General features: G+C 60.9%; 26 protein-coding genes and 1 tRNA gene. 15 read left to right on the plus strand and 12 right to left on the minus strand.

Annotated features, from left to right (window positions below; translation table 11 throughout):
* The first annotated feature begins 102 nt into the window (after positions 1-102).
* From F3H35_RS08620 to F3H35_RS19180, 3 genes are all read left to right on the plus strand, one after another.
* Complete coding sequence (locus F3H35_RS08620; RefSeq protein WP_149779225.1) at positions 103-642, plus strand: hypothetical protein; 540 nt, start codon at positions 103-105, stop codon at positions 640-642.
* Complete coding sequence (locus F3H35_RS08625) at positions 632-898, plus strand: hypothetical protein (RefSeq protein ID WP_149779226.1); 267 nt, start codon at positions 632-634, stop codon at positions 896-898. The genes F3H35_RS08620 and F3H35_RS08625 overlap by 11 nt, the downstream gene beginning before the upstream one ends.
* Before the next feature lie 244 nt (positions 899-1,142).
* Positions 1,143-1,328, plus strand: coding sequence for an HGGxSTG domain-containing protein (locus tag F3H35_RS19180; RefSeq protein WP_317510552.1), 186 nt, complete (start codon positions 1,143-1,145; stop codon positions 1,326-1,328).
* 89 nt (positions 1,329-1,417) lie between these two features.
* On the opposite strand, the gene F3H35_RS08635 is transcribed toward F3H35_RS19180, so the two are convergent.
* Positions 1,418-2,095: a VPLPA-CTERM sorting domain-containing protein gene (locus F3H35_RS08635; RefSeq protein WP_149779227.1), complete on the minus strand. Its 678-nt coding sequence runs from the start codon at positions 2,093-2,095 to the stop codon at positions 1,418-1,420.
* A 297-nt stretch (positions 2,096-2,392) separates the two neighbouring features.
* Here F3H35_RS08635 and F3H35_RS08640 point away from each other — a divergent pair, with 297 nt between their 5' ends.
* Complete coding sequence (locus F3H35_RS08640; protein ID WP_149779228.1) at positions 2,393-2,860, plus strand: hypothetical protein; 468 nt, start codon at positions 2,393-2,395, stop codon at positions 2,858-2,860.
* Positions 2,861-2,934: 74 nt separating this feature from the next.
* Here the strand turns inward: F3H35_RS08640 and F3H35_RS08645 are convergent.
* Positions 2,935-3,010: transfer RNA gene (locus F3H35_RS08645), tRNA-Thr, on the minus strand.
* Positions 3,011-3,158: 148 nt separating this feature from the next.
* Here F3H35_RS08645 and F3H35_RS08650 point away from each other — a divergent pair.
* Positions 3,159-4,034, plus strand: a complete 876-nt coding sequence (locus F3H35_RS08650) for a hypothetical protein (protein ID WP_149779229.1) — start codon at positions 3,159-3,161, stop codon at positions 4,032-4,034.
* Positions 4,035-4,055: 21 nt separating this feature from the next.
* Here the strand turns inward: F3H35_RS08650 and F3H35_RS08655 are convergent, their stop codons facing one another.
* Positions 4,056-4,313 (minus strand): DUF2312 domain-containing protein, encoded by a 258-nt coding sequence (locus F3H35_RS08655; RefSeq protein ID WP_007818296.1) that lies wholly within the window; start codon positions 4,311-4,313, stop codon positions 4,056-4,058.
* Between the two features lie 145 nt (positions 4,314-4,458).
* Here F3H35_RS08655 and F3H35_RS08660 point away from each other — a divergent pair, with 145 nt between their 5' ends.
* On the plus strand, positions 4,459-4,674 hold the full coding sequence (locus F3H35_RS08660) for a hypothetical protein (protein WP_149779230.1): 216 nt from the start codon (positions 4,459-4,461) through the stop codon (positions 4,672-4,674).
* A 19-nt stretch (positions 4,675-4,693) separates the two neighbouring features.
* Here F3H35_RS08660 and F3H35_RS08665 read toward each other — a convergent pair whose 3' ends face one another.
* From F3H35_RS08665 to F3H35_RS08700, 8 genes are all read right to left on the minus strand, one after another.
* Positions 4,694-6,766 carry an enoyl-CoA hydratase-related protein gene (locus F3H35_RS08665; protein WP_188129931.1) on the minus strand — a complete coding sequence of 691 codons (2,073 nt, stop codon included), beginning with the start codon at positions 6,764-6,766 and terminating at the stop codon, positions 4,694-4,696.
* A gap of 87 nt (positions 6,767-6,853) precedes the next feature.
* Positions 6,854-7,063, minus strand: a complete 210-nt coding sequence (locus F3H35_RS08670) for a hypothetical protein (RefSeq protein WP_149779232.1) — start codon at positions 7,061-7,063, stop codon at positions 6,854-6,856.
* A gap of 83 nt (positions 7,064-7,146) precedes the next feature.
* Positions 7,147-7,470 carry a TraR/DksA family transcriptional regulator gene (locus tag F3H35_RS08675; RefSeq protein ID WP_149779233.1) on the minus strand — a complete coding sequence of 108 codons (324 nt, stop codon included), beginning with the start codon at positions 7,468-7,470 and terminating at the stop codon, positions 7,147-7,149.
* Positions 7,471-7,571: 101 nt separating this feature from the next.
* On the minus strand, positions 7,572-8,600 hold the full coding sequence (locus F3H35_RS08680; RefSeq protein ID WP_149779234.1) for a FliM/FliN family flagellar motor C-terminal domain-containing protein: 1,029 nt from the start codon (positions 8,598-8,600) through the stop codon (positions 7,572-7,574).
* 92 nt (positions 8,601-8,692) lie between these two features.
* Positions 8,693-11,389 (minus strand): sensor histidine kinase, encoded by a 2,697-nt coding sequence (locus F3H35_RS08685; protein ID WP_149779235.1) that lies wholly within the window; start codon positions 11,387-11,389, stop codon positions 8,693-8,695.
* Positions 11,390-11,659 (minus strand): hypothetical protein, encoded by a 270-nt coding sequence (locus tag F3H35_RS08690; protein ID WP_149779236.1) that lies wholly within the window; start codon positions 11,657-11,659, stop codon positions 11,390-11,392. It abuts the gene before it with no gap.
* Complete coding sequence (locus tag F3H35_RS08695) at positions 11,659-12,027, minus strand: response regulator transcription factor (RefSeq protein ID WP_149779237.1); 369 nt, start codon at positions 12,025-12,027, stop codon at positions 11,659-11,661. The genes F3H35_RS08690 and F3H35_RS08695 overlap by 1 nt, the downstream gene beginning before the upstream one ends.
* Positions 12,028-12,097: 70 nt before the next feature.
* Positions 12,098-13,405 carry a helix-turn-helix domain-containing protein gene (locus F3H35_RS08700; protein ID WP_149779238.1) on the minus strand — a complete coding sequence of 436 codons (1,308 nt, stop codon included), beginning with the start codon at positions 13,403-13,405 and terminating at the stop codon, positions 12,098-12,100.
* A gap of 224 nt (positions 13,406-13,629) precedes the next feature.
* Here F3H35_RS08700 and F3H35_RS08705 point away from each other — a divergent pair, with 224 nt between their 5' ends.
* The 9 genes from F3H35_RS08705 (at position 13,630) to F3H35_RS08745 (ending at position 23,405) form a co-directional block, all read left to right on the plus strand.
* The gene (locus F3H35_RS08705; protein WP_149779239.1) at positions 13,630-14,973 is read left to right on the plus strand and encodes an ABC transporter substrate-binding protein; all 1,344 of its coding nucleotides are present in this window, start codon (positions 13,630-13,632) and stop codon (positions 14,971-14,973) included.
* A gap of 110 nt (positions 14,974-15,083) precedes the next feature.
* A complete protein-coding gene (locus F3H35_RS08710; RefSeq protein ID WP_149779240.1) occupies positions 15,084-16,115 on the plus strand; it encodes a branched-chain amino acid ABC transporter permease in 1,032 nt (343 codons plus the stop codon).
* A 3-nt stretch (positions 16,116-16,118) separates the two neighbouring features.
* A complete protein-coding gene (locus F3H35_RS08715) occupies positions 16,119-17,363 on the plus strand; it encodes a branched-chain amino acid ABC transporter permease (RefSeq protein WP_149779241.1) in 1,245 nt (414 codons plus the stop codon).
* Positions 17,364-17,376: 13 nt separating this feature from the next.
* Positions 17,377-18,132: an ABC transporter ATP-binding protein gene (locus tag F3H35_RS08720; RefSeq protein ID WP_149779242.1), complete on the plus strand. Its 756-nt coding sequence runs from the start codon at positions 17,377-17,379 to the stop codon at positions 18,130-18,132.
* 15 nt (positions 18,133-18,147) lie between these two features.
* Positions 18,148-18,903, plus strand: a complete 756-nt coding sequence (locus F3H35_RS08725) for an ABC transporter ATP-binding protein (protein ID WP_149779243.1) — start codon at positions 18,148-18,150, stop codon at positions 18,901-18,903.
* A gap of 92 nt (positions 18,904-18,995) precedes the next feature.
* A complete protein-coding gene (acs, locus tag F3H35_RS08730) occupies positions 18,996-20,945 on the plus strand; it encodes an acetate--CoA ligase (protein ID WP_149779244.1) in 1,950 nt (649 codons plus the stop codon).
* A 168-nt stretch (positions 20,946-21,113) separates the two neighbouring features.
* Entirely contained in the window at positions 21,114-22,142 is a 1,029-nt protein-coding gene (locus F3H35_RS08735) for a DMT family transporter (RefSeq protein WP_149779245.1), read from the plus strand.
* Positions 22,139-23,053, plus strand: a complete 915-nt coding sequence (locus tag F3H35_RS08740; protein WP_149779246.1) for a DMT family transporter — start codon at positions 22,139-22,141, stop codon at positions 23,051-23,053. The genes F3H35_RS08735 and F3H35_RS08740 overlap by 4 nt, the downstream gene beginning before the upstream one ends.
* A 79-nt stretch (positions 23,054-23,132) precedes the next feature.
* Complete coding sequence (locus tag F3H35_RS08745) at positions 23,133-23,405, plus strand: hypothetical protein (RefSeq protein ID WP_007818075.1); 273 nt, start codon at positions 23,133-23,135, stop codon at positions 23,403-23,405.
* 50 nt (positions 23,406-23,455) lie between these two features.
* On the opposite strand, the gene queF is transcribed toward F3H35_RS08745, so the two are convergent.
* Positions 23,456-23,920 (minus strand): preQ(1) synthase, encoded by a 465-nt coding sequence (gene queF, locus F3H35_RS08750; protein ID WP_007818074.1) that lies wholly within the window; start codon positions 23,918-23,920, stop codon positions 23,456-23,458.
* Positions 23,921-23,929 lie beyond the last annotated feature (9 nt).

The following is a 23,929-nucleotide window of genomic DNA, read 5'->3' on the forward strand; positions in this document are numbered from 1 at the left end:
AGCCGGAACCGGCCCTGTAACGTCGGCTTTCAGCAACGCACCCGTTTCTGCTTTGTCTTAAATGTGGTATCATGGTACCGAATTCATGAAGAAGCCGAGACTATGAGCAGCACACCAATAAAAGCAAAGAGGCGGGCGAGCGCGACCGTCAAAGGCACGCCTGAAGAGGGGCAGTTTGTTGAGCTGTCTCATGAAGAGGCTTTGAAAGAGGTCTTCAATACGTCGGATGCGAAACAGGCCGAGGCGCTTATGACGCACTGCATTAAGGTGCTTAAGCGCAGTGAGGCTAGCGATGACTATCCGGGAGAAGACGAACGGCAGTTCATGTTTTCGATCGTGAATGACTTAGCTCCCAGGGATGCTGTGGAACGCATGCTCGCTGTTCAGATGGGGGCCACCCACGTTGCCATGATCAGGTCTGCGCGCCTGCTTGCGAATTCTGAAACTATCGCACAGGTGCAGGCGCACTACACCGGTTATAACAAGCTGGCCCGCACCTATGCCGCCCAGGTCGAAGCGCTTCGCAAGTACCGCAACGGCGGCAAGCAGACGGTCACGGTTCAGCACGTGAACGTGGAAGGTGGCGGCCAGGCGATTGTCGGGAATGTCGATCACCGGGGGAGGGCCGTGAATGAAAGTTGACGCCAACCCTATGCAAAAGGCCCATGCGGCTCCGCGCTGCACGGCAACGTCAAAGCGCAGCGGTCAACGCTGCAAGGCTCCGGCCGTTCGAGGTTGGGCCGTCTGCCGCATGCATGGGGCCCGTGGTGGCCACGGCTCTGGCAAGGCCAACCCGGCTTACAAGCATGGGCTTCGGTCGCGCGAGTTCGTCGAGATGCGCAAAGCGATCAACGAAATCGTGCGGGAAGAGAAAGAAATCGAGGAATTGATTGGGTGACGCCATCCAGCTTGGGAACTCTGTCATCTATTATCAATCGCCTGAATCGACATTTGATCTACGAAAACTGCCGAAAGGTAAAACACGCTCTTAGGGTCCCAGTCATCTGACACTCTTTCTCCAGTGTCTGCTTGTCAAACAAAGCATCGGCAATTTCGATACGCAGACTTTAGCAAGATGACGCGTATGTTGAGTGTACGGCCACGGTTGCCGCATACCGCGAAACATCGCCAAACGGTCGATAGTGCCCCGCGTCATTTGTAGGGCCAAGACCCGATCTGGCACACCTTGCCGAGCGAAATCAGAACCGGGTCGCATGCGGTGCAGGTTTCATGGAGGGCTTTCGACTGGACCTAAAACCCCAGAAGGGAGGCGCAGGATTGCTATAGCCCAGCGCGATAGATGGAACAGGAAAAGATTGCAGCTTTAAGGCTGTACCTTGAAGTGGAAACTGTTTGGCCACAAAAAAGGGGGGCTGTGCCCCCCTCAATTGATAATTCCTAAAGCGCTGTGATTTTATTAAGCAGCCTTGCGCTTGCGACGAGCAATTCCACCAGCGACGCCTAGTGCGCTTAGCAAAAGAACCGCCCCAGCAGGCAATGGCACAGGCGCTACAACACTGCCGTCTTTGCGAAACTCCACGCCAACCGCGACTCGATTGTCTTCATAAAAGACTAGCTCAAAGTCCTTAACCCCTGCTGAGCCAAGGTTGTTGAATGGCGTGTTATACGTAGTAAAAGCACGTGTCCCGCCAAAACTACCGACTTGCTGGCCATCAATTATCAAACGAAAGCCATCATCCACGCCTACGGTAAACAGGTTCAGACCCGCGTCGACAAAAATTGACCCTGTGAACCGAATAATAGTGCCAAGCATAGTGGTCGTTCCGGGCAAACCGGAAAGCGTGGCTGCATCGGCACCCAGCCATGTCGCGATACTGTCAGCTGTCCCGCCAGGCCCAGTTGGACCATTAGGATAATCAATGCCTGTGGACTTGAAAGTTGCGTCTGCAGCGCGCTGGTTGGCACCTTCAACGATGCTCAACGCATCTGACAGATTGTCAATCACGTTATTGGCCGGGTCGCCGGTACTTCCCGTGTCGACATCCCAAAATTCAGCATGAAATGTGGCCGCGCTTGCTGGACCGGCAAGACCAAGCGCACAAACGGCGGCCATAAAAATATTCTTTCTAAACATATCTTACATCCCCTCAAAGTAATCCAAAGAATCGCCTTCACGCCCAAAGATACTAACGAAGAAACGTTTTCCAGAAAATAAAATCCAAAGATTGGACGCAAAACTAACGCATTTGCGCCTCAATTCCTGAAAATGGGCTCAATTTCAGAAACAATCTTCGCCTATTGCGACACTGAGTAATATTGCGAAACAAACTGCAGGCTTGGATCGAGTAAGTCTGCAATAGGCAAAATGCGGATTGTATAAAGTCCATGGGGTACATGGCGCTGAAACCTGCAATCTCGATTAGGACGCGATATGCGATTTCAACTTACAGCCCTCTCCACAATTATACTCTCAGCACGGATTGCTAATCCATCGGACGCAGCGGAAGGTGGTGTAGCGAGATGCGGGGCTTCAGATGGTTACGCATATTATTTCCGCGACGAGTTAATGAACCCAGACGGCCCCAATTGGACCACGGACGGCATAAGCAGTGGCCAATTGCTGCTGATAAAACTGGGGGACGAATGGGACATCCAATACGGTGACACCATAGGAGAGTACGGTTACCGACAGGACGGAGCACAAGTTATACCGTTAGGGGAGGCCGGTGGTAAACTCACAGTCGGCGCATTTCGAGGCACCTATACTGATATATTTACATTCGACTCCATTCAAAAAGAAGTTGTTTGGAGCAGCCACAAAATAGGAACCGTCATTTCAAAAGTTGGCACCTATCAGGCTGATTGTTCAATGGTGAGTCTCTCGCCACCAAATCAGTAGAAGGGGATGCAGAGGGGGACTGGATGTGGTTAAATTCAATTATTGCTGTTTTTACAGTCACTTACAGAGCTGAATGGTGCCCCCACACGGACTCGAACCGCGGACCTACTGATTACAAATCAGTTGCTCTACCAGCTGAGCTATAGGGGCGCCGGGGGATGAAATACGCATATAGCGGAAATACTGCAAGTCGAAATGCAGGCTTTCGTCATATGTTCGCTCCAAAAGCCGTAAGCGGTTTAACTGTGTGGCAAATGTCGTATATTGCCGGGGTCAGTTGGCCATATCCGGAACCAGTATGAAGGTTGTTCTCCACGCGGGCGCCCATGTCACCGACGAAGATCTTCTCGTTCGGTGCCTCACAGACAACGCGGACCTGCTCGCAGAGCATGGGACTCTCGCGCCTCATCCCGTCACCTATCGCAAACTCCTACGGGATATCCTGCAGGATATGCAACAGGGGCGCGGTCTGGCGGAGGCGCGCAAAAGCTTGATGGACGCCATTGGCCTAAATGCCACGACCGAACGCCTGGTCTTGTCGAATCCCGGCCTGTTCGGCACGCCCAAGATGGCCGCGTCCGCAGGCATCCTCTATTCGGCGGCCGAAGAACGCCTTGCCGCTCTGGACGCAATCCTTGCGGGGGCCGAGCTTGAGCTCTTTATCGCCATTCGCAACCCGGCGACATTCCTGCCCGCGATCTTCCGCCAGAGCCCGGTCGCCAGTTTTTCCGAACTGATGCGGGGCAAGAAACCCGAAACCGTTCGCTGGTCAGAGATGATCATTCGGGTGCGCACGGCGTTTCCAGACATGCCGATCACCCTGTGGTGCAATGAGGACACGCCGCTTATCTGGGCCGAAGTCGTTCGCGAACTGGCCGGGCTTGATCCGACGGCCAGCTTCGAGGGCGAATTCCTGCTGCTATCGAGCATCATGAGCGAGGTGGGAATGAAGCGATTCCATACGTATCTGGAATCGCATCCTGGCATGACCGAAGTGCAAAAACGCCGGGTGATCGCCGCGTTTCTCGACAAATTCGCCGAAGAAGAGGCTATCGAGGAAGAGTTGGACCTGCCCGGCTGGACCGATGATCTGGTCGACCGGCTGAGCGATCTGTATGACGAGGATGTCTACAATATTCAGCGCATTCCCGGTGTACAGGTGATCACTCCCTGACCGGCGAACACGGGAAGGCCCCTACATCCCGAGGGCTTCCTTGTACATCTCCAGAACGGCTTCTTCCTCGGCGATATCGTCCCTGTCGCGCTTGCGCAGTGCGATGACCTTGCGCATCACCTTGGTGTCGTAACCGCGCGCCTTGGCCTCGGCCATGACCTCTTTTTGCTGATCCGCGATATCTTTCTTTTCGGCGTCCAGACGCTCGAAGCGCTCGATGAACTGGCGCAGCTCATCCGCGGTGACACGATAGCTCGATTGTGGGTTGCTCTCGTCCATGGGATCCTCCGGTCTGGTTGGTCGTCCTCCTAACCTTGCCCGCGCACCGCCGCAAGATACAACTCGCGTTACGCTGCATGGTTGCAGTCACGCCGGGCTTCGGATAGGCGATCATACACTCACCGCCAAGGCGAAAGGGCGCGCAATGGAGTTGTTGATCTGGTTTGGGGCGCTCATGTCCTGCGTCGGGCTTGCCGCGCTGATCTGGTGCATCGTGACAGTCTGGAAAGCGCGCCGCGCAGGATTGTCGGACGAGGACTTGCGCGAGCGGGTCCGCAAGGTCGTGCCGGTCAATGCCGGCGCGCTGATGCTGTCGATCCTGGGCCTCATGCTGATCGTGCTGGGGATCTTGCTGGGCTGATGGTCCGAGACAGCGCGCCTCAGACGACGGGGCGCCGAAAAAATCCCTGCCCGTTCTTGACCATGCTTTCCACCAATGGGGCTGGCGTCCAGATATCCGGAGCAAGCGGACTTGCCAGTTTCATGACCTTGAGCAATCCGAACAGCCCCGCAAGATCTGCCTGAATGAGCGGCCCACCCCGATCCGGATCGAACCGCGCGCCCTTGACCATCAGCACATCGATATCCGACGCACGCAGCACGGTCTTGCTTGTCACAATGCGTGCCGCCTCGTTGACCAGCGCCGCCTGCAGCGCCGCCGCAAGGTCCAGACGCTCGACCACACCATCCGGATCGGATTTGCGGCTTTCGATCCAGGCCAACACCGCGCGGTCCGCTTCCTTGTCTCGGCCTGTCGGATAGAGATAGACGCCCTTGCCCGCGGCTTTCCCGGTGGCACCGGCAGCAATCCGGTTGGCCAGAAGGCCAGTAGCCGACCTGTCCACGGCATCGTCGCCGGTGTCAGCGGTCAGCCTCTCCTGCACCTCACGCAAGCCTTCGGCATCGGCGTTTTCAAAAGGTCCCGAGGCAAAACCGAGACTGCGCGCCGCCGCATCGATCTCGTAGGGCGAAGCGCCAGCGTCCACCAAGGCAAGAGCAGCGTTTAGCAGCACCATCTGCATCCTGTCGCCCACACTTTGTCCCGTCGCAGCCTCTCGAACAATCGTCCAGCGGAGCAACGTGAAAAACCCCGCAAGCCCGGCCACCGCCTCGGCATGGCAGCCGTCCGGCACCAGCACTTCCACCAGCCGCTGCCGATAGGCCGGCCGGTAAAGCCGCACGCCCAGAACCCTTTCGTGATGCAGGATCTCAACGGTGCGCCGCGCTATCCGTTCGGCCCCACCGATGACAGCCCAGATGGCCTCGGACGCAGGACGGGGAAATTGATCGGGCAAGGTGATCTCGTCCGTGTCAAAGATCAGATCGGCCTTCGACAGCGCCTCGTAGCCCTCAGCGATGGAGAAACGGCCCAAACGGGCGTCGCGGTCCTCGGGGCGGATGTTGCCGCGTCGCACCGCCCTTTCATAAAGACGCGTGGCTCGCTGCGACAGCTGCTCTGTCTGCTCGGGCGTCGCCGATATCAGGGTGACCTGCTGACCGAAGTCAAGACAACTGACCGCAAGCTCGGCCAGCACCGGATCGTTTCCGAGCATGACAACATGGCTGAGCGGCTTGACTGTCCCGGCCTGCGCAAGTTCCGGCATGATGGCGGTCCGGCGCGTCGCGGCAAAGAGATGGCGACGGCAAATCGCTTCTGGGTTCGACAGGCGATCCTCGAACAGCGCCAACTCCAGATCGAGCCCACGTTCAAAAGGCAAAAGCTGCGCCGCCTCTATGCATTTCAGAAGGTCGGCCTCTACCCCATCGGCCACGTTCAGACGTTCCGCGACCATCGCCACGGATTTCTGATAGGCTGCGGGATCGGCAAAGCCGCGGTCCTGCTCGCTGCTGCGCGGCCAGCGGCCCTTATCGGCGAATTCACGCGCCAGATCCAGAGCCGCCGGCAAGGGCGCGCTCTCGACCAGTCTGTCCCACAAGCCTGCAACCGCAGGATCGTCCGCCGACACCACGCGTCCCGACAACATGAAATCCAACGTGGCCTGCGCTCCGATCAGGCGCGGCAGGCGCTGCGTTGCGCCGCCGGCCGGCACCAGACCAAGTGTGATATCCGGAACGGCAAGACGGGTATCCTTGGCGATCACCCGGCCATGCGCCGCCAGCGCCAATTCAAGTCCCGCACCAAGCGCCGCCCCATGCAAGGCCGCGACGACGGGTTTCGGCGCGGTTTCGATCAGGGTGCAGATATCTCGCAGATGCGGGCTGGATAACGGTCTGTCATATTCGTTGATGTCGATGCCCGAGGAAAATACCTTGCCCCTGCCGTGCAGGACGATGGCGCGAACGGCCTCATCCGAAATCGCCGCCCGCAAGGCCGCATCCAGTTCGGCGCGCAAACCCGGCGCAAGCGCATTCGCCACAGGCCGATCCAGTGCGATCAACGCCACCCCATCTTGCAATTCCGTATGGATTTCCGGCGTCAAATCCCGTTCCACCCGCTCAATAGTTAGCTGCCCGCTCCGCAATTAACTGATAAAAGAGGATCACATGCAACCCTTGCGTGAAAGGGAGCTGTCCTGACGTCAGACGGGCATGTTGTCGAATTGAGACTCGATCATCTCGTTGACCAATTCCTCGTGCAGATCCCGAATTTCGGCGGGAACGGGAATGTCCTGATCCTGCATGGACGCGATGAGCTTCCCAAGCGGCGCCTCGTAGCCCAAACGCTTGTCAGGATCGGCATCGAGAATTTCGCGCTTCAATTTCAAACTTTGGTCAATGAGGTCGGACATGAGCTATTTCTCCATTCGCAATGACCGTATGGCACATGCCATTCCGGCCTGTTCTAAAAAGGGGATAACAAATAAATATTGTATCAGATCGCCGCGGCGCAATCCTTGCAAAACGGTGTTTCCGGCAAAACATTCAGCCTTTCGGCCGAAATTCGCTCGCCACAGCGTACACATTCACCATAGCCGCCGTCGCGGATGCGCTGCAATGCCGCCCTGATCCGGGCGATTTCGTCCTGGCCGCTCTGGCCCAGATGCTCGAGCACCTGATCGCCCTCGGTTTCGATCGCGGCATCGTCCCAGTCCTTGGAATGAGGCTCGTCCAGTTCGGCTTCGATCTTGTGCAGGCGGCTGTCAAGTTCTCCAAGCCGTTTCAGCAGGGCTGTGCGATATGTGTCGATAGATTGCATATTGGTCCTCCGTCACCGTTGGACACTCTTGCACGCAAAGACGGAACGCTCTTTGACACACATCAACATACCCACCACCGGCATTCTTCGTCAGCCAGGCCTCAGCTCACATCCTCTTCCTTTTCATGGTCTCCGGACGCATCGGGCGCGGCTTGCCCCGGGTCGACCGGCGCAAGATAGCGCGTCGTCTGCGCCCCCTCGGCAACCGGCGGCTTCGTCACGTCCTGCGCCACCATATCAGCCTTTGCGGCCGCGCCTTGCCCGGACTCCGCCCCGCCCAGAAGGCGCACCGCGCGCCATCCGTTCAACTGGCCCAGTCTGACGGGCGCAACCACATGCTGGCCCGCCCCCAGAAGTTCGGCCTTGTTGAGCGCCTCGCGCGGAACCGGCAGCTGCATACCCGGGGTCAGGGCGCAAAGCTTGTTCAGCGGCATCGAAAGGCGCGCCAGAACGGCATCCAACATGACCGGCGCGTTCAGGGCACTGGCCTCCAGCGTGGGACCGGCAAAAGCCCCGTCGCGCGCCGACGTCGCCGGATCGCGACGCGGCGCGCGCGGCAACAACAAAGACAGACTGCCCGTCTTGGCCCCATCCGCCAAATCCGCGGTGATCCGGAAGAGATCGTATTCCGGCATTTCCAACGCCAGCGCCAGCGTGCGGGCATCCTCCACCATATCGCCGAAACGCCAGTCCGAGGGCGCCACCTTCTCTGCGCCGCTGGTCAGATACTCGTCATAACCCTTCAGGATCGCGTCCATCAGCGGCGCCACCATGGCGGCATCGGTTGGGGTCACGGCCCGCTCAGGCGCTTCGCCCCGCTGCACGGCGCCCATCGTCTGCACCTCGATCACGGCCGCCAGAAACTGCGAATCCAGACGCGCCCCTCCGAGCCGCCCGCCAGCCCCATCGATCAGCAGCAGAAGACCCCCGCCATCCATCTCGGCCTTCACGGCCGATTGCGCCAGGACGGTCTGTTCGACCGTCGCAACGACAAGCGCCAGATCGAGAAGGGCATCCGCCATCTTTTCCAGCGACAGCCGCAGCGCCTTGCAAGGCGACATGGCACGCGCGTCGAAATCCTCGCGGGCGACCTTCGCCTTGCGTTGTAAAAGTGAAATGCCGTCCTGCATCGTCCTTGGTGCGCCCCTGACCGTTCTTCTTGCGACACGCTGCCGGCCGCGCGTTCAGGCAGACATTACCGCCTGATCGGTTACCAGAAGGTTCACGCCGATGCGACATGCGGCACGGAAACCGTCTCTGACGGCAGGATCACGCGAAATGACGCGCCGGACTGCCCGGGCAGATAGATGATCTCGCCCCTCAGACGCGCCATGATCTCTCGGCAGATGGCCAGTCCAAGCCCTGCCCCGCCCGCCTTGGTATGACCGATCCGCGAGAACTTTTCGAAGATCACCGATTGCTGGTCGGTCGGAATGCCCGATCCGTTGTCGGTAAAGTCGATCACCAGTCCGGCCGTCTCGAGCTTGGCCGTTATCGTCAGAACAGGCTTTCCGGCGTCGCAATATTTGCGCGCATTCGAGATCAGATTGATGAACACCTGCGCCAGACGATCCAGATCGGTGGTCAACCACAGCTCCTCTTCGGACCCGTGACGCTCGATCTTGAACATGTCGGTCTCGCCCCCCGCCGCACCGACGGCACGGTCCAGAAGATCCCGCAATCTGCCGCTATGAATATTTAGAACGACCTGACCGTGCTCCAGAACGCTGAGGTCCAGAAGATCATCCAGCAAGCGTGTCAGGCGGATCGCTTCATCATGAATGATCGTGGCATACTTGCCCTTTTCCTCGGATGACAACCCTTCGGTATCTCGCAGGATTTCCGAGAACGCCCTGATCGATGTCATCGGCGTGCGCAGCTCGTGGCTGATTTGACTGAGAAAGGCGTCCTTTTGAACCGAAAGCTGTGTCAGCTTCTGATAAGCCTCGCGCAACTGGCGTGCGGTGCGTTCCTGCTCCTGGGTCTTGGCCTCCAGTTGGCTGGAATACTCCATGATCTGCGCGGTTTCGTCGGCCACCGCCATCAGGTCCTCGACCGACACGGTCGCCCCGCCGACGATCTGCGAAATCATCGCATGCGCCGTGGCCGCCCCCACCGACCCCGACAGCTCGCGCTCGAGCTCCTGCAGGAATTCAGGCGTCGGTTCGGGCAGGTACCCCGCAAGACCCTGTCGCTTCGCCGCCGAGGAAAACAGCGCCTGTGCCTGCGCCCCGCCCATGATCCGCTGCGACATGATGAGCAGGTCCTCACTCTGCGCCAGCCCCCCCGACCAGCCCGGCGCCGTGCCCGAATGCTGGAACACGTTGACGAATTGCGCGCCCTGCAGCCGCTCGACCGGTCTTGGGAACGTCATCACCGAGACCATGACGAACACCGCCGTGTTCAGCATCATGCTCCACATCACCGCATGCACCAGCGGGTCCATGCCGACAGCCCCGAAAAGCGCCTGGGGCCGGAGCCAGCCAAGCCCGAATGGCCCATGATCGAAAACCGTTTGCGGCAGGATCATGGAGGGGCCGAAACTCGGCAGGAACAGACAATAAAGCCAGACCGTAGCCCCGACCCCCAGCCCGGCAAGCGCCCCGGTGCGGTTGGCTCCACGCCAGAACAGCCCCCCGAGCAGGGCGGGCAGAAACTGCGCCACACCGGCAAAGGACACCAGCCCGATCGCCGCCAGCGCCGTACCGCCCCCCGAGATCTGGAAATAGAGATAGCCCAGCAACACGATCCCGCCGATCGACAGGCGCCGCGCCAGAAGCGCCACGTGCCGCACATCCCCCGACATCATTGCCGTGCCGCCCGTACTCCACAGCCAGACCGGCATAACCACATGGTTCGACACCATCGTGGACACCGCGATAGCCGCCACGATCACCATCGAGGTCGCCGAGGAAAAGCCTCCGATAAACGACAGGATCGCCAGCCAGTCGCGCCCCTCCTGCAAGGGCAAGGTCAGCACGAACATATCAGGGTTCGACCCCGGCGGCAGGATATCCAGCCCCACCACCGCAATCGGCACCACGAACAGGCTCATCAGCATCAGATAGCCCGGAAAAGCCCAGGCAGCGGTGCGCAGATGATCCTCGTCCTCGTTTTCCACGACCATGACCTGAAACATCCGCGGCAGGCACAGGAACGCCGCTGCCGACAACATGGTCAGGCCGATCCAGCGCCCTCCGGACTGGTCCCATGTGGCGATGGGCGAGGCGTCGATCCGGTCCAGCGTCGGACCGATCCCTCCTGCAAGTCCCCAGACCACGAAGATCCCGACCGCCAGAAGGGCCGCCAGCTTGACCACCGCCTCAACGGCGATGGCCATGACCACGCCATGATGTCGCTCGTTGGCATCAAGGTTGCGTGTCCCGAACAGGATCGTGAACAGCGCAAGCCCAAGCGCCACCCAGAAGGCCGTGGATTGCAGGGTCGGCAATTCCGCCGCAGAGGCATCATGCGCGGCGAACGTGGAAAACGACAAAGTGACCGATTGCAATTGCAGCGCGATATAGGGCGTGGTGCCGATCACCGCCAAAAGCGTGACCAGGACCGCCAGCAGATTCGACTTGCCATAGCGCGACGAGATCAGGTCCGCGATCGAGGTGATCCGCTGGCTCCGGCCCACGCGCACCATCTTCCGCAATGTCCACCACCAGCCGATCATCACCAGCGTGGGGCCAAGATAGATCGTCAGGAACTCGAGCCCCGACCGCGCCGCCGAGCCGACAGCCCCGTAAAATGTCCAGGCCGTGCAATAGATCGACAATGACAGCGTATAGACCACCGGCGAGCGCAGCCATGTCCCCCGACCGCGCCGCGCCGCACGATCCGCCCCGAAGGCCACCGCGAACAGAAACGCCACGTAGAGCAGGCACACAAGGACAAGAACGTTGAGCGTCGCCATTCAGTGGTCCCCGTGGCCGCCCCCGTTGTCCGTGTCCGATCGCAGATGCCGAGATATCAGAACCGACGTCACCGCCAGCAGCAGCCAGACCGGAAACAGATAGAACATCACCATGGATGTGCGCACCGGCTCTCCCGGCTTGCCTTCCCACAATAGCGGCAGCAAGAACAGCGCCCCCCCGAGGATCGGCAGCATCCGGGCCGCATCGGCCATCCGGCGGCGCCTGTAGGTGCGCCGCTCCAGAAACACAGGCCCTGGCGTCTCGCGCATCACGATCCGACCATGCTGCGCACGGCCTCCAGCACATCGGCATTCGCGAACGGCTTGGTCATGTAGCGACTGACCCCGGATTTCTCGGCCAGTTCGCGATCCTTGATCTGACCGCGCGCTGTCAGCATCAGAACCGGCGTGGCGCCGAGATCTGCATCGGCCCGAATTTCCTGCAGGATGTCGAACCCGCTCTTGCCGGGCAGCATCACATCCAGAATCACCAGATCAGGCCTGCGCGCACGCACCGCATCCATGGCGTCATGCCCGTTGGAATGCGTTTTCACCTCCCAACCATCTCGCGACAGGATGAAGCTGATGGCCTCAATGATATTGGGTTCGTCTTCGATCAGAAGCACTTTTCTGTCCATGCAACCGGCCTCCCCACCGATCATCACGGCCAAGACCGCCCCGCACTTATCCTAAATGTCTGGCCTTCTGTCAAAAACCGTCTGCAACGATCGACGGCTCGCGGCGCGCACGACAGTCCCGCAGGGGGCAGATCCGGCAGCTGGCGCCCACATCCCGCACGGGATCCTCCATGCGCGCCTTCGGCTCGGGCAGGATGAGCATATGCGCCCGCAGTAAGGCCGGCTGGTCGAACGTGGCCGGTGCCGTCTGCTCGGTCGCCGCAAGCGCCAGCACCGTTTCCTGACCCCGCCCCGCCTGCCGCAGCAAGGCCCGTACCGGCGCATGCGGCTGGCCCAGAACCTGAAACAAGGGCCACAGCGCACAGGCCGCCGCATCCCGAGGCATGACGAACCCCGGAAAGGGCCGGCGGAAGATCAGCGCGCCGGACATGTCGCAGACCACCAGTCCGATCAGACCCACTTCGCTGTCCGGCAAGGCCGCCAGACGCCGGAAAATCAGAGGCAAGCCGCAGCAGAACACCCGCGCCAGCCGTTCCGGCGACGGGTCGCGGCGGACCTCCGACAAGAAAGGCCCGATCGGCAGCACCCGCGCATCCGCGCGGTACTGCTTGAGCGTATCGCGGGCCAGCCGGCGCGCCGCTTCCGTGCCAAGCTCGGTGGCGGCATCGATGATCGCGGTGATTTCGAACGCGCCTGTCCTGTCCTCTTCGAGTGTCGGAAAGTGAAATCCGCTGCGGGCAAGAAAGGCCTGCAATTCGTCCTGCGGCGATTTGATGTCGGCCTCCGAACTGGCCGCGCCTTCGAGATAGCGCACCAACGCCTCCGCCCCTTCGGCCAAACGGCGGCTGTCCTCATCGATATTGCGGTGGAACCGGGCCTGCCATTCCGGCTCCAGCGCCTCGGTCTCCACAAGGATCGAGGACGTCGACCGGATCGCGGTGACCGATGAAATCACCTCGTGCAGCGACGCGGCGAGATGCGGGTCGTGCGCCAGCCGGTCGGTCAGGGTTTCGACCGTGCGCTCCAGCCCCTCGACCCGCGCATGAAGTCGCGCCAGAAGATTGGCCCAGCCGGAAAACCTGCCCGCGAATTCCTGCACGCGCTCGGTTTCCACCCTTATCCCGTTCTGCGAGCCCGCCGCCTCCCTCAAGGCGGCGATCAGCGTGACTTCTGCCCCCTCCGAGAGGGCCGACGGCTCGACCTCCAGAACCTCGGCCAATTTGATGAGGGTCTTGCCGGCGATTCTCCGCCGATTGTGTTCGATCAGATTGAGATAGGATGGCGATATTCCGACCATATTTGCCAACTCGGACTGGCGGATACCATTCATCACTCGCCTTTCGCGGATACGAGTGCCGATCATCGAACTTTCGGGCATCGAAATTTTTCCTGCAATTCGCGGATGTTCGACCGCTTATGGCAAAAACTTTACACTTTGGCACGATATCCTGTCTAGTTTTTTACAAAAAAATCGTTCTTCTAAAAGCAGTTGTTGCGTAATTTTCTTAGCTCTTGCGATAATGCATTTGCACACTAGTGCCAAATTTGGGGCGCGCGCAGAGGAGGCGCGTTTTCCGAGTTAATCTTAATGGGAGGATATCAATGTCCAAAACCAACCTCACTCGTCGTGGCCTGCTGAAGACCAGTGCCGTTGCCGGCGCCGGCGTGGCGCTGCCGACCATTTTCACCTCTTCCGCCAATGCCTTCACGAACGAGCCCACAGGCTCCACCGTGACGCTCGGCTTCAACGTCCCGCAGAGCGGACCCTATGCTGACGAAGGCGCGGACGAACTGCGCGCATACGAGCTGGCGGTCGAGCACCTGAACGGTGGCGGCGACGGCGGCATGATGAATACCTTCAGCTCCAAGGCGCTGCAGGGTAACGGTATTCTGGGCAAGAAGGTCGAATACGTCACCGGCGACACCCAGACCAAGTCTGACGCCGCTCGCGCATCGGCCAAGTCGATGATCGAAAAAGACGGCGCCATCATGATCACCGGCGGCTCGTCCTCGGGCGTGGCCGTGGCCGTGCAGGCGCTCTGCCAGGAAGCCGGCGTGATCTTCATGGCGGGTCTGACGCATTCGAACGACACCACCGGCAAGGACCGCCGTGCAAACGGGTTCCGCCACTTCTTCAACTCCTACATGTCGGGCGCAGCCCTCGCGCCGGTGCTGGCGAATGCCTACGGCACGGACCGCAAGGCCTATCACCTGACCGCCGACTACAACTGGGGTTACACCACCGAAGAAGCCATCCGGACCTCGACCGAGGCCATGGGCTGGGAAACCGTCGGCACCGTGCTGACCCCGCTGACGCAGACCGACTTCTCGTCCTACATCGCGCCTGTTCTGCAGTCCGATGCAGACGTGCTCGTGCTGAACCACTACGGCGGCAACATGGTCAACTCGCTGACCAACGCCGTTCAGTTCGGCCTGCGTGACCGTATCGCCAACGGCAAGAACTTCGAGATCATCGTTCCGCTCTACTCGCGCCTGATGGCCAAGGGTGCCGGTGCCAACGTTAAGGGCATCTTCGGCTCGACCAACTGGCACTGGTCGCTGAGCGACGAAGGCTCCAAGGCGTTCGTCAAGTCGTTCGGTGAGAAGTACGGCTTCCCGCCGAGCCAGGCTGCGCATACCTGCTACGTTCAGGCGATCCTTTACGCGGATGCCGTGCAGCGTGCCGGCAGCTTCCAGCCCTGCGCGGTCGTCGAGGCCCTCGAAGGCTTCGAATTCGACGGCATGGGCAACGGCCCGACCCTCTACCGTGCCGAAGACCACCAGTGCTTCAAGGACGTGCTTGTGGTGAAAGGTAAGGAAAACCCGACCAGCGAATTCGACCTTCTGGAAGTCGTCGAAATCACCCCGGTCGAGCAGGTGACCTATCCCCACGACCACCCGCAGTTCGCGGGCGGCTCGCTGGGTTCCTGCAACAACGGCGCTTAAGCCAGTCACTGCCGGCCGCGCGCAGATGCTGCGCGGCCGGATTTGATAAGCGTGCCCTGCCCCTTGCGGCGGGCACGCCCCAATCCCTCTGAATCGCGAAGGATGGAATGATGGACGCAATCATCCTCCAAGTCCTGAATGGGCTCGACAAGGGGTCGGCCTATGCGCTTATCGCGCTCGGGCTGACACTTATCTTCGGCACCCTTGGTGTGGTGAACTTCGCGCATGGCGCGCTGTTCATGATCGGCGCCTTCTGCGCCGTCACTTTGTCACGCATCCTGACCCTCAGCCACGAGGTCATCGATGAAACCCGCACCGACTTTCTCGGCAATCCGCTCAAGGTGGATGTCCCCTATGTCTATGATATCTTCGGGCAGGCCACGGGCGACGCGATCATCGACTGGGCGGTGCCGCTGTCGATCCTCTTCGCGATTCCTGTGATGATCCTGATCGGCGTGGTCATGGAGCGCGGCCTGATCAAGCATTTCTACAAGCGCCCCCACGCAGACCAGATCCTCGTGACGTTCGGTCTGGCAATCGTGCTTCAGGAAATCGTCAAATACTATTATGGCGCCAACCCGATCCCGACCCCCGCACCGGAGGCCTTTACCGGCAGCTTCGATTTCGGCGCGCTGATCGGCATGGAAGCCAACAACATCATCTATCCCTACTGGCGCCTGGTCTATTTCGGGTTCGCCGCGATCGTGATCGGGGCCGTCTTCGCCTTCCTGCAATTCACCACCTTCGGGATGGTGGTGCGCGCGGGCATGGCCGACCGTGAGACGGTGGGCCTTCTGGGCATCAACATCGACCGCCGCTTCACCATCATGTTCGGCATCGCCGCCGCCGTGGCTGGGCTTGCAGGGGTGATGTACACTCCCATCAACTCGCCGAACTACCACATGGGCATGGACTTCCTCGTTCTCAGCTTCGTGGTGGTGGTCGTGGGCGGCATGGGCTCTCTGCCCGGCGCCGTCCTTGCGGGCTTCCTGCTGGGCATCCTCGAAAGCTTCGCCTCCATGCGCGAGGTGATCGACATCATCCCCGGCATCAACCAGATCATCATCTACCTGGTTGCGATTATCATTCTGCTGACACGTCCGCGGGGCCTGATGGGCCGCAAGGGCGTGATGGAGGACTAAGCCATGTTCGGCCTGGACAAGAAAGACACCTCGCTGCTCATCCTCGTCGCGATCCTGACGATGCTGGCACCCTTCATCCTGAACCCCTTCCCCGCAAGCTCCGGTCTGGCGCAGTTCAACGCGGGCTATCCCGATCTGATGCAGCGCTTCGTGATCTTCGGGATCTTCGCCATCGGCTTCAACATCCTGTTCGGCCTGACCGGCTATCTCAGCTTCGGTCACGCGGCCTTCATCGGTGTCGGCTCCTACGCGGCGATGTGGATGTTCAAGCTGGTCGGCATGAACGTTCTGCCGGCGCTGGCGCTGTCGATGGTCATGTCGGGCCTCTTCGCGGTGGTCATCGGCTATATCAGCCTCAGGCGCTCGGGCATCTACTTCTCGATCCTGACACTGGCCTTCGCCATGATGTCCTATGCCCTTGCCTATTCGGTTCTGGCAACCGACATGGATGGCCCGGACCAACAGGGCCTGCTGCAAAAGGGTCTGACCGGTGGTGAGACAGGTCTGCAGCTGACGCTGCAGGATCCCCGGGTGTTTGGCGAGCAAGCCACGGCTGACGGCAACCTCCCGGTGCCCAGCCTCTTCGGTCTCGAAATGCGCAGCTCCACGGAACTTGTCATGGGAGACTGGGTCTTCACCTTCTCGACCGGTTACTACTTCTGTGCCGTCGTGATGCTGCTCGCGTTCTACCTGTCGATCCGGATTTTCCGGTCGCCCTTCGGCATGATGTTGCGGGCGATCAAATCCAACCAGCAGCGGATCAACTATACCGGCCTTAATGCGAAACCCTACATGCTCGCGGCTTTCGTGATCTCCGGGGTCTATGCCGGTCTTGCAGGTGGTCTCATGGCCGCGATGGACCCTCTCGCCGGACCGGAGCGGATGTTCTGGACCGCCTCGGGCGAGGTGGTTCTGATGACCATCCTTGGCGGTGTCGGAACGTTGATCGGCCCGGTTCTGGGCGCAGGTCTGATCAAGTACATGGAAAACATCCTGTCCAAGATCAACTCCGATATCCTGCACACATGGTTCGCCTTCCTGCCTGATGGGCTCGAAGACTTCGTGGTCGGCATGATCTACCCCTTCATCGGCAAGGGATGGCACCTGACACTGGGCCTGATCTTCATGGCGGTCGTCATCTTCCTGCCCGGCGGACTGGTCGAAGCGGGTCAGCGGATTTCGCGGGTCTTCAAGGGTCGCAAGGCCCCCGAGGGCGCGAAGAAATCCACCACCGAACCCGCTGAATAAGGAGAGCCGGACAATGGGCATTCTTGAAGTCAAAGACGTAAACAAGCGCTTCGGTGGTCTGCAGGCCCTGGGCAACGTCAACCTCAGCGTGGCAGAGAACTCCTGCCACGCGATCATCGGACCGAACGGCGCGGGCAAATCCACCCTGCTCAACGTCCTGATCGGCAAGCTGATCCCCGATACCGGCAGCGTCATGTTCGACGGGCAATCGGTGCTGGGGCGCAAACCCTACGAGATCAACCAGATGGGCATTTCCCGGGTGTTCCAGACACCCGAGATTTTCGGCGACCTGACAGTGCTGGAAAACATGCTGATCCCGATCTTCGCCAGCCGCGACGGTGCCTTCCGCATGCATGCGATCGAAAACACCACAAGCGAGAAAGAGGTCATCGAACAGGCCGAGCACATGCTGGAAGAGCTTGGCATGGCCGACAAACGCCATTTCCACTCGGCCTCGATGAGCCGCGGTGACAAGCGACGCCTCGAAATCGGCATGTGCCTGTCCCAAAACCCGCGGCTTCTTTTGCTGGACGAACCGACGGCTGGCATGGCGCGTGCGGACACCAACAACACCATCGACCTGCTCAAACAAATCAAAGAAGAGCGCGACATCACCATCGCGATCATCGAACATGACATGCATGTGGTGTTCAGCCTTGCGGAACGCATCACCGTGCTGGCGCAAGGCTCCCCGCTGGTCGAGGATACGCCGGACAAGATCAAGGGCCATCCCAAGGTGCGCGAAGCCTATCTTGGCGAAACGGCTTAAAAAGGAGATCACGAGATGAACGTCAAACCGGAATTCTCAAAGGGCAAGAATTACGCCGAAACCGCTCCGGCCTTCCTGTCGGTCTGGGAGATGCAGGCCTATTACGGCGAAAGCTACATCGTCCAGAACATCAGCTTCAACGTCCATGAGGGCGAGATTCTGGCACTTCTGGGCCGCAACGGCGCAGGCAAGACCACCACGCTGCGCGCCATCGCGCGGATGGACAGCCCGCAGGTCAACCATGGGGAAATCTGGCTGGACCACCAGCCCCTGCACTCCATGAAAAGCCACCAGGCGGCGGTGTCTGGGATCGGACTGGTGCCAGAAGACCGGCGCATCATCCCCGGCCTCACAGTCGAGGAAAACCTCCAGCTCGCGCAGATCACCCCGCCGATCGGCTGGTCGATCGATCGTCTGTACGAGCTCTTCCCGCGTCTCGCCGAACGGCGCAAGCAGGAAGGCACCACCCTTTCGGGCGGCGAACAGCAGATGCTGGCGGTGGCCCGCGCGCTTGCGCGCGACATCAAGGTTCTGCTGCTCGATGAACCCTACGAAGGGCTGGCCCCGGTGATCGTGGACGAGATCGAAAAGACCCTCCGCATCATCAAGGAACAGGGCATGACCACGATCCTCGTGGAACAGAATGCCGTGCGCGCCTTGGAACTCGCCGACCGTGCGATCATCCTCGACACGGGCTCGATCGTGTTCGACGGTGCAGCCAAGGAAGTCCTCGAAAACGAGTCGCTGCGCGCGGAATATCTCGCGATCTGAAACCGTCGCACTCTCGGCCCGCCGGCGTGGTTGCACACGGTTCGGCGGGCCCTTACCATTCCGCCCGGAATAGAAGAAAGAAAAGGTCAGATATGTCCGATAAAACCTATCCGCCCTCAGCCGATTTTGCTGCCAAGGCACATATCGACGCCGCGAAATACCAAGATCTCTACGCCGCTTCCCTCGCAGATCCCGACGCCTTCTGGGCCGAACACGGCAAGCGCATCGACTGGATCAAGCCCTTCTCCAAGGTCAAGGACGTCAATTTCGACTTCGGGAATGTCTCGATCAAATGGTTCGAGGACGGCACCCTGAACGTTTCGGCCAACTGCATCGACCGGCACCTCGCCACGCGCGGCGACCAGACCGCGATCATCTGGGAACCCGACGAGCCGGGCGACGACGCCCTGCATATCACCTATCGCGAACTGCACGAGCATGTCTGCAAGATGGCGAACGTGCTCAAGAACCTTGGCATCTCCAAGGGCGACCGTGTTGTGATTTACATGCCGATGATCCCCGAGGCCGCTTACGCGATGCTGGCCTGTGCCCGGATCGGCGCCATCCACTCGATCGTGTTCGCGGGCTTCTCTCCGGATGCGCTTGGCGCCCGGGTCAATGGCTGCGATGCCAAACTGGTCATCACCGCCGACACCGCCCCGCGCGGTGGCCGCAAGACCAAGCTCAAGGACAACGTCAACCAGGCCCTGCTGCATGACGTGGACGACGTGAAATGCCTCGTGGTGCGCCGCACCGGCGACCAGATCGCGTGGCGCCCCAGCGGGGACTACTGGCTCCACGAAGAGCTCGAGAAGGTCGATGCCGACTGCCCGCCCGAGGAAATGAACGCCGAAGACCCGCTCTTCATCCTCTACACCTCCGGCTCGACCGGCCAGCCCAAGGGCGTGGTGCACACGCAGGGCGGCTATCTGGTCTGGGCCTCGATGACCCATGAATACGTGTTCGACTATCACGAGGGCGACATCTTCTGGTGCACCGCCGATGTCGGCTGGGTCACCGGCCACAGCTATATCGTCTATGGTCCGCTGGCCAACGGCGCGACAACGCTGATGTTCGAAGGCGTGCCCACCTATCCCGATGCGGGCCGGTTCTGGGCCGTGTGCGAAAAGCACAAGGTCAACCAGTTCTACACCGCCCCCACCGCAATCCGGGCGCTGATGGGTCAGGGCAATGATTACGTGACGAAGTACGACCTGTCGGACCTCAAGCTTCTGGGCACGGTAGGTGAGCCGATCAACCCCGAAGCCTGGAACTGGTACAACGAGGTGGTCGGCAAAAGCAGATGCCCCATCGTCGACACCTGGTGGCAGACCGAAACCGGCGGCCACCTCATCACCCCCCTGCCCGGCGCCATCGCAACCAAACCCGGCTCCGCCACCGTGCCGTTCTTCGGCGTGCGGCCCTTGGTTCTGGAAACCGAATCCGGCAAGGAGATCGACAGCACCGAGGCCGAAGGCGTGCTGGCCATCAAGGACAGCTGGCCGGGCCAGATGCGCACCGTCTGGGGCGATCACGACCGGTTCCAGGCCACCTATTTCCAGCAATACAAGGGCTATTACTTCACCGGTGACGGCTGCCGCCGCGATGCCGACGGCTATTACTGGATCACCGGCCGTGTCGATGACGTGATCAACGTCTCGGGGCACCGCATGGGCACTGCCGAGGTTGAATCCGCCCTTGTGGCCCACGCCAAGGTGGCCGAAGCCGCCGTGGTCGGCTACCCGCATGACATCAAGGGACAGGGCATCTACGCCTATGTCACCCTGATGGCCGGCGAAGAGCCGACCGAAGAGCTGCGCAAGGAGCTGGAAACCTGGGTACGCTCGGAAATCGGCCCGATCGCCAAGCCCGACCTGATCCAGTGGGCGCCCGGCCTGCCCAAGACCCGGTCCGGCAAGATCATGCGCCGCATCCTGCGCAAGATCGCCGAGAACGAGTTCGACAATCTCGGGGACACCTCCACGCTGGCCGATCCGGGCGTGGTGGACGACCTGATCGAAAATCGCATGAACCGCCACTGACACTGGCCCGGCGGCATCACTGAAAACACCCCCCGCAAGGCACCTGCCTTGCGGGGGGTTTTACGTTTGTCGCAAACGGGCGAGACCAAGGTCGTCCCTGCACTATCGTGATCGCGTGGCGCCAGCCGATCCGGTGCCCGCCCCTCGAACAACCCGGATGCCCCGCTCATGTCGTTGCTGGCACCAGACAGCCCACGTCTGCCCTCCCGTGCCCTGCATGGCATTCTCTGCGTGGAAATCGGGACTTTGTTTTTCGTCGCTCAGGACGCGATGATGAAATCCATGTTGGGGCTCTATCCGATCTGGACGCTCATTTTCGTGCGATCGGTGATGTCGGTGCTGGTGCTTTTGCCGCTTGTGATCCTGCTTGGCGGCCCTCATCGCGTGCTGACCCCGCTCTGGCCGCTGCATCTGGCGCGTGCGGCACTCTTCACCGCGGGATTTTCCCTGTTCTACGCGGCGTTTCCCTTCATGGGGCTGGCCGAGGTCACCACGATCTTCTTCGCCGCCCCCCTCATCACCGCGCTGATGGCCGCGCTCTGGCTGAAAGAAACGATCGGCCCGCATCGGCTGGGCGCGTTGATCGTGGGTTTCGCCGGCGTGCTGATCGCCATGAACCCGACCAGCGACGCCTTCACATGGATCGCCATCCTGCCGCTCTTATGCGCCGTGACCTATGCCGCCTCCCAGATCATCGCGCGCAAGATCGGGGACCGCGAAAGCACACTCACGGTGGGGCTTTATACGTTGGGCTTTTCGGGCCTGATGATCCTGCCGATGGGCTGGGGCTTCAACCAGATCTTCACCGTCGCGCCCGAATTCCGGCATCTGGGCTGGAGCCTGCCCCATGCCCTGCCCGGTGACCTGCCAGCACTTGCGCTTCTCGGGCTTCTGGGCATGGGCGGATATATCCTGCTGTCGCGTGCCTATCAGGTCGCCAATGCCAGCCTCGTGGCGCCGTTCGACTATACCTATCTGCCCATCGCGACGCTTGTGGCCTACCTGCTCTGGGACGAGGTGCCGGGGCTCAACACGCTCTTCGGCATGGCGCTGATCACAGGCGGAGGTCTATACCTCGGCTATCGCGAACTGCGCGCCAGTCGCGACACCGATCAGCCCGCCGCGGTGGCGGAAACCCTGTTCATACCGGGCAGCCCGCTGCCACAGCAAATCCCCGACGAGGAAGAGATCCGATGACCCACGCGACCGCCCCCGACCTGCCCGCGCGTGATCTGCGTGGCGTGACGATGGTGTTTTTCGCAGGCGTGCTGTGGTCCACGGTGGGCCTTGGCATCCGCCTGATGGACGAGGCGGTGGTCTGGCAGATCCTGTTCTACCGCTCGCTCAGCCTGTCGGTGCTGCTCTATGTGGTGATCCGCCTGCGCACCGGGCAGGACCCGTTCGTTCTGGCCCTTCGCACCGGGCCTGCCGGGGTGATCGGCGGGCTGGCTCTGGTCGCGGCCTATACCGGCGCCATCCATGCGGTGCAGACAACCTCGGTCGCCAATGCGATGCTGCTCTTTGCCTGTGCCCCCTTCATGGCGGCCATCCTTGGCCGGGTGATCCTGCGCGAATCCGTGCGCCCGGCCACATGGATCGCCATTGCCGTGGCCTGTATCGGAATCGCCGTGATGGTCTGGGACAAATTCGGCGCGCCTTCGGCGCTGGAGGGCAATCTTTCGGCGCTCGGCTCGGCCTTCGGCTTCGCGGTGTTCACCGTGGCTCTCAGATGGGGCAAGGCCGGCGAAATGTTGCCCGCCGTGTTCCTGTCGGGCCTCTTTGCCCTGCCGATCATGGGCATGATCTGCCTGTGGCTGGGCTTGCCGCTTGTGATCGGCGCTCAGGATGCGGGGCTGTCCCTCGGCATGGGGGTGTTTCAGGTGGGCGTGGGGCTGATCCTCTATACAATCGGCTCGAAAACCGTGCCCGCAGTGGAACTCACCCTTCTGTCGCTGGCCGAAGTGGTGCTTGGCCCCCTCTGGGTCTGGCTCTTTCTGGGCGAGACAGCGACACCCTATACCCTTGCCGGCGGCGCGATCCTTCTGAGCGCCATCGCCGGGAACGCGATATCGGGCGCGCGTCGCAAACCACCGCCCCCCATGGTCTGAGCTTTCCCACACAGCACCGGCATTTGTGCTAAACTGGGTTTGCATTGCAATTTAGCTGCATAAACAGGAGGCATCCCATATGCGCAAAACCCTCATGACGACAGCCCTTGCCGCCGGACTTGCCCTGACCGGCTGCGTAACCGCCGAACAAGAACGCCAGGTGTCCGGCGCAGTGATCGGCGGCGGGCTCGGCCTCATCACCGCAAAGGTGCTCGGAGCCGATAATGACTGGGTCGTGGTATCGACGCTGGCCGGGGCCGCGGCCGGGGCACTGGTCGCGCGCAACACCGCCACCGGGCAATGCGCCTATGCGCGCGGCGACGGCACATATTACAACGCGCCCTGCCGCTGACACCCCCGAAGCGGCGCGGCGGGGATCATCCCGCCGCCCCGAAACAAGGCTCAGCCGCGCCCGCGATAGGGCGGAACACCCTGATCGGGGATCCAGACACCCTCGGGCATCGGCCCCGTCTGGTAAAAGACATCGATGGGAATACCGCCGCGCGGATACCAATAGCCGCCGATCCGCAACCATTGCGGATCCAGGAAATCCGCAAGACGCCGCGCGATGCTGATCGTGCAATCCTCGTGGAACGCGCCGTGATTGCGGAAACTGCCCAGGTAGAGCTTGAGAGACTTGCTCTCCACCAACCACGCCCCCGGCACGTAATCGATCACCAGATGCGCGAAATCCGGCTGCCCGGTCATCGGACAAAGCGAGGTGAATTCCGGCGCCACGAAGCGCACATTATAGGCCACGTCCGCCTGCGGATTGGCCACCCGCTCCAACTCGGCATCCTCGGGCCGCTGCGGCACCACCGTCGCCCCGCCCAACTGCTTGAGATCCTTGTAGATATTGTCGCTCATTGCGTGCCT

Origin of the sequence: Roseovarius litoreus (genome assembly GCF_900142765.1) — a bacterium.
Lineage (GTDB): Bacteria > Pseudomonadota > Alphaproteobacteria > Rhodobacterales > Rhodobacteraceae > Roseovarius > Roseovarius litoreus.

Bases quoted from the DNA above. Each gene is read 5' to 3' on its own strand.
- F3H35_RS08620 (WP_149779225.1), top strand. From the start codon at position 103: ATGAGCAGCACACCAATAAAAGCAAAGAGGCGGGCGAGCGCGACCGTC.
- F3H35_RS08625 (WP_149779226.1), top strand. From the start codon at position 632: ATGAAAGTTGACGCCAACCCTATGCAAAAGGCCCATGCGGCTCCGCGC.
- F3H35_RS08635 (WP_149779227.1), bottom strand. From the start codon at position 2,095: ATGTTTAGAAAGAATATTTTTATGGCCGCCGTTTGTGCGCTTGGTCTT.
- F3H35_RS08640 (WP_149779228.1), top strand. From the start codon at position 2,393: ATGCGATTTCAACTTACAGCCCTCTCCACAATTATACTCTCAGCACGG.
- F3H35_RS08650 (WP_149779229.1), top strand. From the start codon at position 3,159: ATGAAGGTTGTTCTCCACGCGGGCGCCCATGTCACCGACGAAGATCTT.
- F3H35_RS08655 (WP_007818296.1), bottom strand. From the start codon at position 4,313: ATGGACGAGAGCAACCCACAATCGAGCTATCGTGTCACCGCGGATGAG.
- F3H35_RS08660 (WP_149779230.1), top strand. From the start codon at position 4,459: ATGGAGTTGTTGATCTGGTTTGGGGCGCTCATGTCCTGCGTCGGGCTT.
- F3H35_RS08670 (WP_149779232.1), bottom strand. From the start codon at position 7,063: ATGTCCGACCTCATTGACCAAAGTTTGAAATTGAAGCGCGAAATTCTC.
- F3H35_RS08675 (WP_149779233.1), bottom strand. From the start codon at position 7,470: ATGCAATCTATCGACACATATCGCACAGCCCTGCTGAAACGGCTTGGA.
- F3H35_RS08680 (WP_149779234.1), bottom strand. From the start codon at position 8,600: ATGCAGGACGGCATTTCACTTTTACAACGCAAGGCGAAGGTCGCCCGC.
- F3H35_RS08685 (WP_149779235.1), bottom strand. From the start codon at position 11,389: ATGGCGACGCTCAACGTTCTTGTCCTTGTGTGCCTGCTCTACGTGGCG.
- F3H35_RS08690 (WP_149779236.1), bottom strand. From the start codon at position 11,659: ATGCGCGAGACGCCAGGGCCTGTGTTTCTGGAGCGGCGCACCTACAGG.
- F3H35_RS08695 (WP_149779237.1), bottom strand. From the start codon at position 12,027: ATGGACAGAAAAGTGCTTCTGATCGAAGACGAACCCAATATCATTGAG.
- F3H35_RS08700 (WP_149779238.1), bottom strand. From the start codon at position 13,405: ATGCCCGAAAGTTCGATGATCGGCACTCGTATCCGCGAAAGGCGAGTG.
- F3H35_RS08705 (WP_149779239.1), top strand. From the start codon at position 13,630: ATGTCCAAAACCAACCTCACTCGTCGTGGCCTGCTGAAGACCAGTGCC.
- F3H35_RS08710 (WP_149779240.1), top strand. From the start codon at position 15,084: ATGGACGCAATCATCCTCCAAGTCCTGAATGGGCTCGACAAGGGGTCG.
- F3H35_RS08715 (WP_149779241.1), top strand. From the start codon at position 16,119: ATGTTCGGCCTGGACAAGAAAGACACCTCGCTGCTCATCCTCGTCGCG.
- F3H35_RS08720 (WP_149779242.1), top strand. From the start codon at position 17,377: ATGGGCATTCTTGAAGTCAAAGACGTAAACAAGCGCTTCGGTGGTCTG.
- F3H35_RS08725 (WP_149779243.1), top strand. From the start codon at position 18,148: ATGAACGTCAAACCGGAATTCTCAAAGGGCAAGAATTACGCCGAAACC.
- acs (WP_149779244.1), top strand. From the start codon at position 18,996: ATGTCCGATAAAACCTATCCGCCCTCAGCCGATTTTGCTGCCAAGGCA.
- F3H35_RS08735 (WP_149779245.1), top strand. From the start codon at position 21,114: ATGTCGTTGCTGGCACCAGACAGCCCACGTCTGCCCTCCCGTGCCCTG.
- F3H35_RS08740 (WP_149779246.1), top strand. From the start codon at position 22,139: ATGACCCACGCGACCGCCCCCGACCTGCCCGCGCGTGATCTGCGTGGC.
- F3H35_RS08745 (WP_007818075.1), top strand. From the start codon at position 23,133: ATGCGCAAAACCCTCATGACGACAGCCCTTGCCGCCGGACTTGCCCTG.
- queF (WP_007818074.1), bottom strand. From the start codon at position 23,920: ATGAGCGACAATATCTACAAGGATCTCAAGCAGTTGGGCGGGGCGACG.